Below are 15,284 nucleotides of genomic sequence, written 5' to 3' on the forward strand. Positions count from 1 at the left end.
TCAAAATTTAACTAAGACGTTTGAGTTAAACCAATAGTCTGCTCAAGAGGCGATCACTCAAAGCTTGATCTAAAATCTAGAAACTAAGACGTTATAGTTAAGTTACAGTCAATAATCAGTAAAATAACGTTCTATCCAGACAGATATCATAAAATTTCATAACTAAGACATTGTAGTTAATTCAAAGTAAAGTAAAGTAAAGACAAGAAACAGGCAATAGAAAATACCTTTAATCTAATTTGTTGTTTTTTCGTAAATAGTATTTGCACACTACTTGACTTTTTTTTTATAAAATCAATACTTTTACAGAACTACCTATTAATTTTTATTCAAATACTATTTTTTCAAAAATCTATCCAACTAAACCAACAGTTCAGCAAATACCTGATACATCTCTTTTGCCAATTTTTTCGGATTCCACAAAGGCGCTAAATTATCTGGATTTTTTGACTTTTGCAAATGCTCCCGCACCGAATTTCTTAAACCTAAATCTTGACCTAATTTAATTCCCCATTCTGTATATTCTTCCCAACTCCAAGCAACTCCTACATCCAAATTTACATTCTGCAAAAATGAGTAACCCATCCGAGATAAATATTGTTCGCCAGCTCTAGTTATTATCGGCAAATTTTGCCATAAAGCTTCTAAATTATGAGTACCACCATTATAAGGATAAGAATCTAATAAAACATCAGCTATTTGATAAATTGCTCGATGTTCTTCTTCTGTTTGAGTTTGCCCTAAAAACATAATTCGATTAAAGTCTACACCTAAATTTTCAGATTCTTGAAGATAGGTTTGATAAATTATATCTACGTCTCCCTGGCCTTTCCGAATTAATATACTTTCTGGGATATGTTGCAAAATTTTCAGTTGAGCCCGTACCATTTCTGGATTAGTTTTTCGCCCCGGTGCTATACACAAATAAACCATTTTATCTGAATCAATTCCGATACTATTTCTACCCGCATTTCTATCAACCGAACGACTCTCAAACCCACCCACAGCTACAGATGTTTCTGGTAATCTCACTAATTTTTCTAAATAATATTTTTCTCTTCCTTGAGGATGGGTATGCCAGTCACATAAAAAGTAATGATTTTCGGAAATATAGGGTGCATCAAATCCTAACCAAGAAACACAAACTGGTGCAGGTTTTTCATGGATAATATGTACATTGACTGGCAATGTCATTGAATCTAAATCTACTACTATATCTAACTTGTCTTCCAATATTTGTGTAGTAATTTCTTCATAGGATGGAAAACCGTTAGGATACTTTTTCGGCCAATAGGTTTTGACAGACATTTGTTCAAATCTTTGGGTAATATCGTCTCTCTTCAACGGACCTGTAATATAGAGATGAACGTCTGGTGTAATTTGAGATAATTCTCTGATTAAAGCTTCACTACACCAACCTACTGAATGACGGCGAAAATGTTTCGAAAGGAATCCTATTTTTAATGGTTGAGAACTAGAAGTATGAGTTTTTGGAGTTTGGTAAATTTTGGGTCGATTTTGATAATATTGTTTAGCAATTAATTTGTAAAATTTAGCGTTTCCTTCTAAGTCATCCCGGAGGTGAGGAACAGCAAATAAGAAAATTTCATAGAGTAGTTTTATTTCTAGTTCACTAAAAGTTTCACAGCTTTGGTAACAGATTTTTTCTACTTCTGAAAGTTTGGAGTTTGCTGTGTCACTTACTCCTGATTGAAAGTAGGAAAATAAAAAGGCAGTTCCTGAAAGAATAGGAGCTATTTCTGCACAAGAATTACAGAAGTTATCGGCTGCTTTTCTCGCTTCAGCAAGTTTAGTTGTATGACTGAGCAAATCGCATAATTGTTGATGAGCTTCGACAAATTTTGGTTTAACTTCGATGGCTTTTTCAAATAAAGCGATCGCCTCTTCCATTTTTTCTTGTTTAATAATATGTCCGATGCGAGAGTATACTTCTGCCCAGTTTGGTTTAAGTTCTAATGCTTTATAATATTTTTCTAGTGCTGATTCTAGTAATCCTTTATTAGAAAGTGCTGTTCCTAAGTTAGCATAAGCATCATAGGAGTTAGGGTTATATTTTATTGCTTCTTGATAATTAAATATTGCTTGGTCATAGTCACCTTTCAGCAATAAGTTATTAGCTAGTTTTTCATGTAAATGTTTTAACTCTGAATTAATATTTAGTGCTTTTTGATAATATTTAGCTGCTGCTTCTTTATCTCCTTGTTTGCCTAAAATATTAGCTAGATTACTATAAGCTTCGGTATAATCTGGTTTCAGATTAATTGCTCTCTCATAACTTTTAACTGCATCATTAATTCTACTCAGTTTAACCAGGGTATTACCTAATTTAAAATGAAAGTCTGCCTCCACTATATCAGGTTGAATTTCTAATGCTTTTTCCCAAGCATCAAGAGCTTCATCAACCTTTCCTAAATATTGAAATAGTTTGCCAATATTCCAATAAATACCAGCCAAACCAGGTTTTAAGTCAATAGCCTTTTGATAATGAAACAGCGCTTGTTTATATTGACCTAACTGGAAATAGACACTACCAATATTTCCCTGAACTTCAGCAACTTCTGGCTCAATTTCTAACCCCTGACTATAAGCACGCAAAGCAGCTTCTAAATTATTTTGTTGGTAAAAAGCATTTCCTAAAGTTACATAACATGGAGCATAATCTGGTTGAATTTTTAAAGCTTGTTTACATGAGGCGATCGCTGCAGCTAAATTTCCTTCTTTTAAGGTAAGGTTAGCTTGATTGATGTAAGCTTCTGCTGCTGGAAATTTTAATAGTTTTTTGGGAAACTCTGACTCTGATTTTTGATACTCAAAAGTTGTAAATTTACCTGTTTTTTCCAGATTTTCTTCTACTGCATCTGAGTAAAGTAAATTATCATCAGTATTATCGAAACTATCGACTTTTTGGTCAGGAATTAAATTGAAAGTAGCAGGTTGAATCCCATGTTCTCCATCAGAAATAATAGCTTCTCTATTTTCTGCTCCTGTAAATTTTTCCTTTTCTATAAAATTAGTTGATTTTTCCTGAATTACTGAGTCAATATATTCCTTTATATTCTGATTATTTTCTTCTGCTAATTTTTGCCATTCACTGAATAATACCTCCAATTCTTGCTTAGTAGTTTCAGGTTTTAGTAATTTATATAATTTGGCAAAAGCTTCCCGATAATTTGGTTGAATAGATAAAGATTTTTGATAATAATCAAAAGCTGGTTCAAGATTTGTATACAAAGCAAATACTTCTGCTAACTTGAAATAAGCTTTAGGATCTTCGGGTTTGATTTGCAGCAAATTTTGATAACAATAAACTGCCTGATCGAATTCCCCTGTCTGAGCAAATACATTTCCTAACATCAACTGCACAGATGCCAATTTTGGATTAATTGCTAAGGCTTTTTGATAATTAAAAATAGCTAAATTAAACTGTCTTTGTTTATAATAGACACTAGCAATATTAGCATAAACTTCTGCAAAATTTGGTTGATATTTTAACGCCTGATAATAAGTGTTAATTGCCTGTTCAAATAAATTCTGACTTTGGAAAATATTCCCTAAAGTCAAATAAGCAGAAGCAAAATTTGGTTGAATTTTAACTGCTTCTTTGCAAGCGGAAATCGCTGCATCAAAATGTCCTTGCATTGAGTAAACTTCAGCTAATTTCTTGTAAGCTTCGACATAATCTGGTTTAATACTCAAAGCTTTTTGATAAGCAATCATCGCTGTATAAAGTTGTCCAGAATCTTTCAATTGATTCGCTGTATTGAAATAATTTTCAGCTAACATTTTCTTTCCGAACCGTAAAGTGAGACAATGCTTGTAATTTTATTGGATTTAAGGTAAGGAGTATAGACTATGGTCACAGAACAAGACCCCACGAAGTTAATGAAACAGCAAGTCGGCAAAGCTGCTGCCGACCGAGTAAAATCTGGAATGATAGTCGGTATAGGTACTGGGTCAACCGCTGCCTACATGATTCAGTTTTTGGGAGAACGTTTGCAAAGTGGCCAACTAAAAGACATTAAGGGTATACCCACCTCCTTCCAGTCAACTGTATTAGCTAAAGAATATGGTGTACCATTAACAACTCTTGATGAAGTTGACCACATGGATATTGCTATTGATGGTGCCGATGAAGTTGACCCACAGAAAAATCTAATTAAGGGTGGTGGAGCAGCTCATACTCGTGAGAAAATTGTGGACTGTTTAGCAGAACAGTTTATTGTAGTAGTGGATAGTTCTAAATTAGTAGATAAGTTGGGTTCTACCTTTTTATTGCCTGTGGAAGTTATACCGATGGCAATAACTCCTGTGATTCGGGCGATCAAAAAACTGGGTGGTCAACCAGAATTACGGATGGGGGTGAGGAAAGCTGGCCCTGTAGTGACTGACGAAGGTAATCTGGTTATTGATGTCAAATTTGATTCTATTGATAACCCCGCAGAGCTGGAAAAAAGTTTAAATAATATTCCTGGCGTTTTGGAAAATGGTTTATTTGTAGGGGTTGCAGATGTAATTTTAGTAGGAGAAATTCAGGATGGGCAACCAATAGTTAGGGAAATTTCTTAACAAGTCGGAAATATAGCACTACGCGCAAGTCAAAAGTTAGTAGTGGTGATTTCCTAGGCAATGCTCTGCAAAGGCGAATCACCCGTACAAAATTCAAAAGTAATATCTGAGTGAGTTTTCGGTGTTCAAATGCTCCGCAAACACAATTTACAAATGTCCTAACGTTTTTGTGTAGTGCTATAACTATGGCTGGCTGAATAAATTTGAAACTTCTCTAAATCACGCTTTTGAGAAATATTAAAGGTTCAAAAATTGCAATAAATAGGTTTTAATACAATCGCCTACTAACACAGTTGTTGAAGTAATCGTAGTAAAGTAATGGGGTTGAAACTTTGGAAACTTGTAGTGAAAAATTAGGTTTAAAGCCTCGCCCATAAGCGAGGGTTCATGTTATGATAAGTTTCAGTACCTGCCTTATTTCATGAATACTATAGAAAATAAGATTAGGTCGAAACTCTTTTAGTTGATAGCAGAACCAGGGAAGCTTTCAGGTTAATGAGCAGTTCAAACTTGAAGGCGCAAATAAACATCCACAAGAATTTTTGATCAGTAGCGGGAGGGCCTTCTCAGACTCTAAATAGACCTGGAGGCAAGCTTCAAGAATTTAGAATTTAGAATTTAGAATTTAGAATTTAGAATTTAGAATTTAGAATTACCTCTTATTTTCAATGAGAGGATTCACGAACAGGAAAATTTTTATTTATTATCCCCTTAAAAGGGGAGGCTTTAAACCACAATATTTCGGTAAGACTGGCCTCAAGTTAGGAGCAGCCAATGAAACGTCAACCCGCCGACGATCTACGGCTCGGTAGGAATCCCTGTACCTTTAGGTTGGGGAAGATGTCAACTCCCTATCTTCATTTTCACGCCTAATCTTCACGCCTATGATTTTTTCCCCAAACCATAAGTAGTGTTTTGGTGTTAAGTTCTAAAAATATTGAGCTAGACTTTGCAACATAATATTAACCCTAGGAAATCCTATCTTGATATATATTATAAAACCCGGTCTCGTCTAGAAACCGGGTTTTATGTGACTAATGAACATTAGGAAAAATCACTATTAGCTAAATTAGATATTCAAGGGGACTAATTTAGTCTATTAATTGTTTTTCCTCTTCCAAGATTTTAACTAAATTGTGATTTCCTTTGGCTCTAGCTGCTTCCAGGCGATGAGCCAATCTTTTTTCTATATTGGCTCGATGAACCTCATTCAACTTGATCAAGCTTTTTGGTGTATTTCTGTTCATCATAGACATTTTTTTTATCACTTTTATTGTATCACTTACATTCTTAATTTAGCATAGCTAGCAAACATCAACCAGTTTAGGTGTTTAAAACTAACAATCTTCATCACCGAATAGCCACACAGCAAATAATATTGAAATACGTCAAGCCTCCTAGTCTTTGTAGCAATTATCAAAAAAAAATCTACAAATATAAATGGAAAAATTATCTTTATAAGAAACCAATCCAAATTTATAATCATCTTTATTTATATTATTTACCTCTACTTTTATGCTTTAGTTGTACTTTAAATATTATGTATTTTTTTATTAAAAGCTTCTTGTTAAGAAATATTATTGAGCAAATATCGAATATTTTTATAAATACTTATATTGCACCTAAAGTAATTAGTTTAAATTTTATTAAGAGATTCTTTGTAAAGGAAATATAGAGTTTCTTAAATTGGTGAAATACAAAAGTTGTGTATTTTAGGAAAGAAGGAAATAAAGGGTAGGCAACAAAACACAAATATTTCCCAGTATCACTTTAGGGAAATGGATACCAATACCCTACCCTTTGCTAAGTAGGTAGCCAAAATTCAACGTAAAATAATTGCAGCAAGTAAATTTCCCAAAACCTCGATTGACTTCTGTAGGTGTAGGGTAAAGACATAGAAATTCCCATATCATTTTCCAGTCAAGAAAAATTATCAGAAACTCTACACCAAATTCAACAGCTTTTCTCCAGAAAATAAAATTGGCCAGGGATTGATTAATAATTATTACCTAATAAAAAACCAAAAAATCTCTAGATACACGCTACAATCCTCTACTGTAAAGGATTATGAATCAGCCAAAATTCTTAATTACACGAAAATTTCAAATTATCTAAAATGATAGATTTCTCTAACATTGCAGCCCAACTTAATGCAGGTACTATTCTTCCAGAAGGAATAGTTGTTATTACCCTGCTGGTAGTTCTCGTTGGAGACCTAATAGTGGGGCGTAGTTCTACTAAGTGGACTCCTTATGCCGCCATTATTGGCCTTATAGGAGCAATTGTGGCTTTATATACTCAATGGGATAGTACCAATACCATCGGTTTTTTAGGAGGCTTTAATGCTGATGCCCTGAGTGTAGTATTTAGAGGTATTATTGCTCTATGTGCGATTACCACTATATTAATGTCGGTTGCATATATAGAACAGACTGGAACTCCACTGGGAGAATTTATCTGCATTCTACTCACTGCTACTTTGGGGGCAATGTTCCTTTCTGGAGCAGATGAGTTGGTGATGATTTTCGTTTCTCTGGAAACTCTGAGTATCTCCTCTTATTTATTAACTGGTTATACAAAACGTGACCCTCGTTCTAATGAAGCAGCATTAAAATATTTACTCATTGGAGCTGCTAGTTCCGCCGTTTTTCTTTATGGCATTTCCTTGCTTTATGGTTTGTCTGGTGGAGAAACTCGGTTAACAGCGATCGCCTCTAGTCTTGCTAATGGTGCTGGCGGTGGTGTTTCCCTAGCTCTAGTCATTGCCTTAGTATTTGCTATTGCAGGTATTTCTTTCAAAATTTCTGCTGTTCCTTTTCATCAATGGACTCCAGATGTTTATGAAGGTTCTCCTACTCCAGTTGTGGCCTTTCTCTCAGTTGGTTCTAAAGCAGCAGGTTTTGCCCTAGCTATTCGTCTTTTAGTAACAGCTTTCCCATTAGTTTCGGAACAGTGGCATTTTGTATTTACTGCCCTGGCTATTCTGAGTATGGTACTGGGTAATGTAGTTGCTCTTGCCCAAACCAGCATGAAACGTTTACTTGCTTACTCATCCATTGGACAAGCTGGTTTTGTAATGATTGGCCTTTTGGCCAATACTGAAGCAGGTTACGCTAGCATGATATTTTATCTGCTAGTTTACTTGTTTATGAACTTGGGTGGTTTTACCTGTGTAATTCTATTTTCTCTGCGTACAGGTACAGATCAAATTAGCGAATATGCAGGGTTATACCAAAAAGATCCACTATTAACATTAGGATTAAGTCTTTGTTTGTTGTCTTTAGGCGGTATTCCTCCACTTGCAGGTTTCTTTGGTAAAATTTATCTGTTTTGGGCAGGTTGGCAAGCTGGATTATATTGGTTAGTTTTGTTAGGATTAATTACCAGTGTGGCTTCTATTTATTATTACATTCGTGTAGTAAAAATGATGGTAGTAAAAGAACCACAAGAAATGTCGGATGTTATCAAAAATTATCCTCCTATTCGCTGGAACCTTCCTGGTATGCGTCCTTTACAAGTAGGATTAATTGTATCAGTTTTGGCAACTTCCTTAGCTGGAATTTTATCTAATCCTTTGTTTACTTTGGCTAATAATTCTATTGCTAAAACTCCTATGTTACATTCGGCTTTAGTTCAGACTGTTGAAACTAATTCGGTAGCGAGTCAATCAAATTTTTCTTTGTCAAAAAATAATTAGTTTTAATTCTTTTGATTTAACAAAAGTAAGGAATGTTCGGCTTATTGAGTCGAGCATTTTTTCTGTTCAATTATGTATGTCGGTAAAATTTTCGCTTTTTCATTTAGGTAAAAGACAAAATATTTCCCTTTTAAAGCAGAAATTATATTCCCATTAAAGTAGAAAAAGCTATACATAGAAAAGATTAGTGGGAGAAAAGCAGCAAATAAAACAATTTATTTTACTTAACTTATAGCAGAAGGATGAAGGTTTTAGTTATCTAGGAGAGAAGGAAAAATCTTGAGTTGTCTGAGCTTTAAGCTTTTGATATTTCTTAATCTTTCCTTAGACTACTATAACAACCTATTTTTTTGCCTTATAGGGATTTTCATATAACTTAGAGATGTAGTATTTTTTTCTTTTTACTTATTCCCTGTTCCATTTCCAAAAATTTAGATATATAGCCTAAATAATTAACATAAATGGTTGGCAGAAATGGGATTAGAACTAAGCCTAGCAAAACAAAAATATCTCACCTTGAACCCACACAATGATCATAATTGGATTCAAATTTCTGGGGTTCAACATACGACAATATAAAACGGGAAAAAACCAAAGTAGAAAAGGAAGGGATCGGAAAAAACTCAGCTTCAAAACCTTAATTAAGCCTGATGCTTAGAAAGTAAAAGCTAGTGGAGGGAGGATAGAAGAAATAAGTGACCAGTATTAGTAATGCCTCCCTTCCTGAAATAGAATGCTCATCTGAATCACTGGTCGTTGAGATTGTTTAGGGTATTCACAGGCCATTGCTACGATTTGTACCACTTGTTCCATGGAGAAAAATTTAGTTGTTCCTGAGCGACTAGCGTCACTGAGAATGTCTTCTATTGGTTTCATTAACTTCTTGTTTCCTCACCTGTCTACTTTCAGCACTTGCAAGTGTTCATAAGCCTCCAAAAACTTTTTAGCGACTGCATCGAAGGTAAGTGAGTATTGTAGTTGTTCACTGATCACTGTATTGTTTGTTCTAGAGGCAGGAGCTAGTGTAACTACGTAGAAGTTAAAAGTCAATCAAAAATGATTGATAAGGCTTTTAGGATTTTGTAATAGGATTTTGTAATAGGATTTTGTAATTGGTTAGTTATTTCTCGCATTCTGCAATAGTTATATTAATAAGTATTTTGGCGGACTGAATTTATGCTCTTACTTCAGCCTAGCTCTACATAAGAGTATCTTAAGAAAATTTTAACCATTTTCAGAATATTAGTTAAGAAAGCTGAGTAACGGAAAACTATGCTAGAACTTTTAGAGCTTCTGGCTTCAGAATTACTTGAACCCCTGATTCAACTTTAACGTGCCACATACCGTTTGGTAATTGATTGAGCAGCTCTACAGGTTTACCTAGATCTTCTTCTAGTTCTGGGTTTGGAGAATCAACTAAAATAACTTTTGTTTTGGTTGACTCTTTTGAAGATATTAAATTATTAGATAAAGAGTGGCTTAGAGGAGCAGAGTGTTCTGAAAGAGTTGCTAACTGCATCCTTAGTTGGGTTAGTTTGTTTTGCAGTTCTTGATTTTCTGTTTGATATTGTTGTGCTTGTGCTGTTAGTTCTTGATTTTCCTGGGTTAATCTTTGAACCTCTAGTTTTAATCTCTGAACTTCTACACATTCGTCGATACTAACATTACAAGCTTTAGCTATAACTTTTTTAATTAGAGGGCTGTACATAATCTTTCAAAAATAAATTAGAGTTAATTGTTTTCATTGAGAGAGAAGTTAAACAAAAGGATAACTTCCCTTACCTGTTCTTATAATCTTCTATTTTTCCCATAGAGTATGTGACCCCTTATAGGATTTTAATGTGATTAAAATCACATTAAAATCATGGGTTTATGATGGTAGAACTTTCAAGGAGAACAAACCTTTCTAGTTGATAGTAATTAATACATAGTAATTAATACATAGTAATTAATACTTAGATAAGTTTTTTTTCAGCTAAGTATAACTACTTCTACTTCTTATTACACTTCTTAATCCGGAAAGAAAATTAATTGAAGTTCAGTAAAAGAGCTTATCTAATCAATAATTCGTAGATCCCCTTGATCTTGAGAGTTGAACGGATTTTTGCACATATTATCTGTTTTGTCAACCTATTTTGGGTAGATAGTTTGTATATTTAATTTAAGATAACCTATAGTTAATTATACTACTTTCTATCACAGATATTATCAATTTATAATATTTTATTTAGTATTTTGTTAAAGCTTATCTTTTTAGATGTATTATTGAGATAATCGTCTATTTTTTGTGAAATTAAGTTAGGTGATATTTTCATGTTTACCCCCAAAAGCAACAAATTTTAATTTTTATTAATAAAAATTAAATAAGTAAAAAAAACCTTATAAAATTTGCAAAAAATATTGTTACAATACGAATTTACTTACCGAATAATAATAATTAATAATTCAGGTTTAAAGTCTCTACATATTAAGGATAAAAATAAAAAAATTTTCTTTTAGTCAATCCTCTTATTTTTCAGTAGAGGTATTTATTAATTGTTGAATAAACCTGTCAATATGGTAGTTTTAAAATAGTAGGTAAATCAAAGGTTATTTCAGTTATCAGTTATACGAAACTACTGTATTTATAAGTCAATACAATTCATACTAAATCCAGTCTGAAATACCAAATACAATCAGGTTAAGTAAAACGCACTCTTTCCAAAAGGATACATAGTTTGAGAAGAGGCAGAAAAAAGGGAATTTGAGAAGAAGATTTTGTATCAAAAAATAAAAAAATAAATCATACCACTTTAAAAAAATAATCCTACAAAAAAGTAGATATAGATCGCAGATCCTGAAAAATAGCTGCTCCAATTCATTCATTTATCAAATTGGTATCAGATCGACAACCCTAATGTCTAAACTGAGTATAGTCAGAAAGGAAAAAAGTCTAAAAATGCTGGATTTTATTAATCGATCAGCTCAAAAGATTTATAAAATAAGGAAATAAGTATAATCAAAATTTGCTATTTGTAGTAAACATTTATCATGTCTAGTATTACCTAATACTCTCCGGAAACTCAGCCTTTAAAACAGGTAAAACTGGACAATATTTTTGTGCTTGTAAATTTTCTGGTTTATTCCAAGTAAAAGGTGCTAACCTCGCAGCAGACATCCACAACAATCTTTTTGCCCTAGTCATTGCCACATATAATAACCGGAATTCTTCAGACATTTTTAAATATCCTGCCTGTTCCCAAGCTGTAGAAATATCTGGTAAATCTTCCCCTTGTAAACTTGCACGAATTTGTGCCCTTACCACTTCAGCTAAGTCAAAATCTCCCAAAAAATCAGCCTGGGGTAACACTCGCAAATTACCAGGAATTATATTTTCATGTAAAAAAGGTAAAAAGACAAAATCCCAATCTAATCCCTTGGACTTGTGCATAGTAATAATAGTAAGTTGCTGAGTACGAGTATAATATTCCTCTGCATTTTCCTCCACTTCTACAGATTCAAATCTCTCGGAACTCACAATTTCACTTAACATTTCTAACATGGCATTCATCGAAATATTACCAGCAGTTTGTTTAGCCACTCTTTCTGCTAACTTATCTGCAGTTGCCAAATCTGATTGTTCGTAATTTAATGCCAAAGCTAAAAAAGAAATTAATTGATATAAAGGTAATTCAGATTTTGCTCTAAGTAAACTACGACAAAAATCACGACATTTACGCACCTTTTCTGATTGATATGGATCGAGAGGAGTAGGGTAAAGAAATTGCTCTAATTGAGAGGCAAAAGCATTATAATCTTGCTGAGGAATTAAGTGGCGATCTCCTAAAACTTTCAAAGCAGATTTTAAATAATCTGGAGAATGAGGGCGGTCAATAAATTGTATTAATGCTAATATTTCTGCGGGAATTTGAGAGTGACGTGCCCCTTGAGAAACGTCATGTATTTTAATACCATATTTTTCTAAATCAATATCAATTCCATATTTTCCAGGATTACTAAAAGTATCTGCAATAAATTTTCCTTGTTTATTTTCCCGTACTAATACAGCAAATTTACCTTCTGGATTTTCTTTAAACAAACTAATTATGCGTTTCCCCATCAATTCAAGTGTTTGATAAATATCCCTAGGTTCATATATTTCTAAACCACCACCAGTAGCTAGGGGATTATAATTATTTTCTGTTCCTGATTCTTTAACTTCTACAGGATGAATATTTTGGTCTCTAAATGGTTTTTCCTTTCCTACTAATTTTGAATTATTTACCCACTTCAAAACAAAATTAGCAGCATCTATAATAATTTGACAACTGCGACCTGCTTGTTCCATAACTGCCAATTTTTCTAACTGTTCACAGTCTTCACAAAACCGCCCAAAATCTATTGGATCTGCTGGGGTAAATGTGGAATTAATTGCTTGATTTGGGTCTCCCACACGCATCATATTTAGATTACTTAATTTTGATAATCTTTGCTCTTTAGCAATAAAATTAAAATCTAAATTAGTATAATTACTTTCACTAGATGTAGCGAGTATTTCTAATAATTTAGTTTGCAAGGGAGTAGAATCTTGAGCTTCATCTTCAAACACGGCAAATACTTGATTTTGCCATATTTTTCTAGCACCTTCATTTCGCAATACCCGCAAAGCTGCTAAAATCATTTCATCGTAGTCAATTAATTGATGTTCCGTCAATATTTCCTGATATGTTTGATATAAATTAGCAGCAATAGTCAAAACTTGATAATTATCATTAGTTTCGTTTCGTAGTTGCCACAAATCTTCAGGTTTAAGACCAGAACTTTTTGCTTGTTGAATTGCTTTCCAAGCTAATTGAGGTAATATTTCAGTGCGTAAAACTGACTGCCTTCTTAACCGTTCCGTTTCCTCTCCATCAAACTTACTTCCTTCAATTAAAAGTTGATAATGTCTCGGATTATTCGCAATCCAACTTTCTACACAAGTGCGAGTTATCTTATTACTAGGAGTAGGCAAAATCAAATTATAATTTTCTAAATCTAACTCAGATAATTCAGGATGACGTAGAGCAATACTTAAAGCTAAACCGTGCAAAGTATGAACAACAAAACTACCTTCAGGTAAAGATAATTCCTTTAAAAATTGGCGAATTTTAACTCGAATATTAGTAGCTGCCGAACGTGTAAAAGTAACAACAATTAATTGATGGTGACTATGTAATTGATAACGAGCGATCGCCAAAGCTGCTGCTGTTGCCATGCCATAAGATTTTCCTGCCCCAGGAACTGCCGATACTGCCAAAGGCCCCCCTTGCCAGTCAGCCATTTGTTGTTGCCCTGGTCGCAAATATGAACATATTTTTTGAATTTTTTGTTTTCTTAAAGCTGCTATAGACAAGCCATTTTCTGTGTCTGTAGCATTAGTTTTAATATCAGCAGATGGAAGTATAAAATTATCATCAAAATCGTCAGTCACATTATTTGAAATCGTAAATTTAAATTCAAAATTCAACAATAAATATTAATGTTTATTTCTTCACAAATAAGCATTCAGCATCAGCTATTAGCTGTCAGGATGTCAATTATCAATTAAGTATCTAAACAAAATTATTTACCTATTCTAATTATATGGCATCTTTAGCAGGCAAAAAATTCAGCTTGTGTAGATGTGTAATTAATTTTATGTACTTGCCGATCAATTATTAATTATCCATTATTAATTATCCATTATCAATTACCCTTGTAGCTAAGGGAAAACGAAGGTAAAAAGTTGTACCTTTACCTGGAGTTGATTCAAAAAAAATCTCTCCACTATGAGCATCAACAATTGTTTTAACAATAGCAGTTCCTAACCCTATACCACCCTGTTTTCCATAACTTACAAAAGCTTCAAATAAATTATTCTGAATTTCTTTAGGAATACCAGATCCATTATCCGAAAATATAATTTCAACCCATTTATCTTTTCTATGAGCTTTAATTTCTATCTTGCCTTCATATTGATTGAGAGCTTCTACAGCATTAGCTAATAAATTTTGTAGGACGCGGTTAATTTTGTTTTCATCAGCATTTATGATCAAACCCTCTTCAACAGAAACTATCAATTCTACAAAAGTAGAGTCAATATAAACCTGGTTTAATTTTTTAAAGTTTTGTAATAGGTTAGCTATATCAACTGTCTGAGAGTATAATTTTGTATTTCCCTGAGAAAAAGCAAGTACTTCTTCTGCCATATTTAACATCCTCTGAACTTGCATAGAAATTAAATCACACCACTCTTGACTTTCCTGATCTGGATGTAGTTCTTTTAACATGGAACTTGATAATTGAATGCCAGTAAAAGGACTTCTAAAATCGTGAATAATAGTGTTTACCATCTCTCCAATCAAAGTCATTTTTTCTTTATAAGCTAATTGATTGACGTATTCAGTCGTAACGGTGCGCAGTCTTTGAGATAAAATACTTAATATTTTTAAAACAACATCCCCTTTTGTATTGCCTAATATATCTATTATGGAGTCATAAGAAATTTTAGCCACAATTGTTTCCTTAGATGCAACTACCCTACCACTCCTTGGCTGCTTATCTATAATTCCCAATTCGCCAAAATAACCATTTGATTCAACCGATGTAATCACAACATAATTATTACCTTCACCGCTTTTTTTACTAACTTTAACTTCACCCTCTAAAACTAAGAATAAAGCATCTGAATCATCACCTTCTTCAAAAATAATCTCTTGCGGACTAAATTTTTTAATAATAGCAATCTGGGAAATTTGTGCAGCTTGCTCTGGTTCAAAATAGCGAATAAACTTATGTTCTTCTAGTTTCATTTGGTGGCGGGGTATAGTTTATTTTTAGGTTTAGTAGTACGAGTGATGATACATTAATCTACCATCAAAAATATGTGGTGTCAAAAATTGTAACTTCTATGACACAACAAAATTTTCAGACTAGGAATTGAAGAGTAATATCATGTTCGGATGATCACTTATAATAAAACCAGAATCATTACAGTAGA

8 protein-coding genes are annotated in these 15,284 nt (G+C 33.2%); 2 read left to right on the plus strand and 6 right to left on the minus strand.

The features are described from left to right. Positions 1–360: 360 nt before the first annotated feature. Positions 361–3,804, minus strand: a complete 3,444-nt coding sequence (locus tag ACP6PL_RS29200; RefSeq protein ID WP_426548859.1) for a tetratricopeptide repeat protein — start codon at positions 3,802–3,804, stop codon at positions 361–363. Between the two features lie 69 nt (positions 3,805–3,873). Between ACP6PL_RS29200 and rpiA the strand changes: the two genes are divergently transcribed. Beyond that, positions 3,874–4,587 (plus strand): ribose-5-phosphate isomerase RpiA, encoded by a 714-nt coding sequence (gene rpiA, locus ACP6PL_RS29205; protein ID WP_426548860.1) that lies wholly within the window; start codon positions 3,874–3,876, stop codon positions 4,585–4,587. A 1,091-nt stretch (positions 4,588–5,678) separates the two neighbouring features. Here the strand turns inward: rpiA and pirA are convergent. After that, on the minus strand, positions 5,679–5,843 hold the full coding sequence (gene pirA, locus ACP6PL_RS29210) for an arginine synthesis PII-interacting regulator PirA (protein ID WP_426548861.1): 165 nt from the start codon (positions 5,841–5,843) through the stop codon (positions 5,679–5,681). Positions 5,844–6,703: 860 nt separating this feature from the next. On the opposite strand from pirA, the gene ACP6PL_RS29215 reads away from it, so the two are divergent. Then, positions 6,704–8,284: an NAD(P)H-quinone oxidoreductase subunit N gene (locus ACP6PL_RS29215; RefSeq protein ID WP_426548862.1), complete on the plus strand. Its 1,581-nt coding sequence runs from the start codon at positions 6,704–6,706 to the stop codon at positions 8,282–8,284. Positions 8,285–8,989: 705 nt separating this feature from the next. On the opposite strand, the gene ACP6PL_RS29220 is transcribed toward ACP6PL_RS29215, so the two are convergent. From ACP6PL_RS29220 to ACP6PL_RS29235, 4 genes are all read right to left on the minus strand, one after another. Next, the gene (locus ACP6PL_RS29220) at positions 8,990–9,160 is read right to left on the minus strand and encodes a hypothetical protein (protein WP_426548863.1); all 171 of its coding nucleotides are present in this window, start codon (positions 9,158–9,160) and stop codon (positions 8,990–8,992) included. A 394-nt stretch (positions 9,161–9,554) separates the two neighbouring features. Next, a complete protein-coding gene (locus tag ACP6PL_RS29225) occupies positions 9,555–9,992 on the minus strand; it encodes a hypothetical protein (protein ID WP_426548864.1) in 438 nt (145 codons plus the stop codon). A 1,332-nt stretch (positions 9,993–11,324) separates the two neighbouring features. Continuing rightward, positions 11,325–13,736, minus strand: coding sequence for an ATP-dependent helicase (locus ACP6PL_RS29230; RefSeq protein ID WP_426548865.1), 2,412 nt, complete (start codon positions 13,734–13,736; stop codon positions 11,325–11,327). A gap of 244 nt (positions 13,737–13,980) precedes the next feature. Then, positions 13,981–15,096 carry an ATP-binding protein gene (locus tag ACP6PL_RS29235; protein ID WP_426548866.1) on the minus strand — a complete coding sequence of 372 codons (1,116 nt, stop codon included), beginning with the start codon at positions 15,094–15,096 and terminating at the stop codon, positions 13,981–13,983. Between the last annotated feature and the right edge of the window lie 188 nt (positions 15,097–15,284).

The sequence above is a fragment of the Dapis purpurea BLCC-M126 genome (assembly GCF_050015975.1).
Classification (GTDB): Bacteria; Cyanobacteriota; Cyanobacteriia; order Cyanobacteriales; family Microcoleaceae; genus Trichodesmium.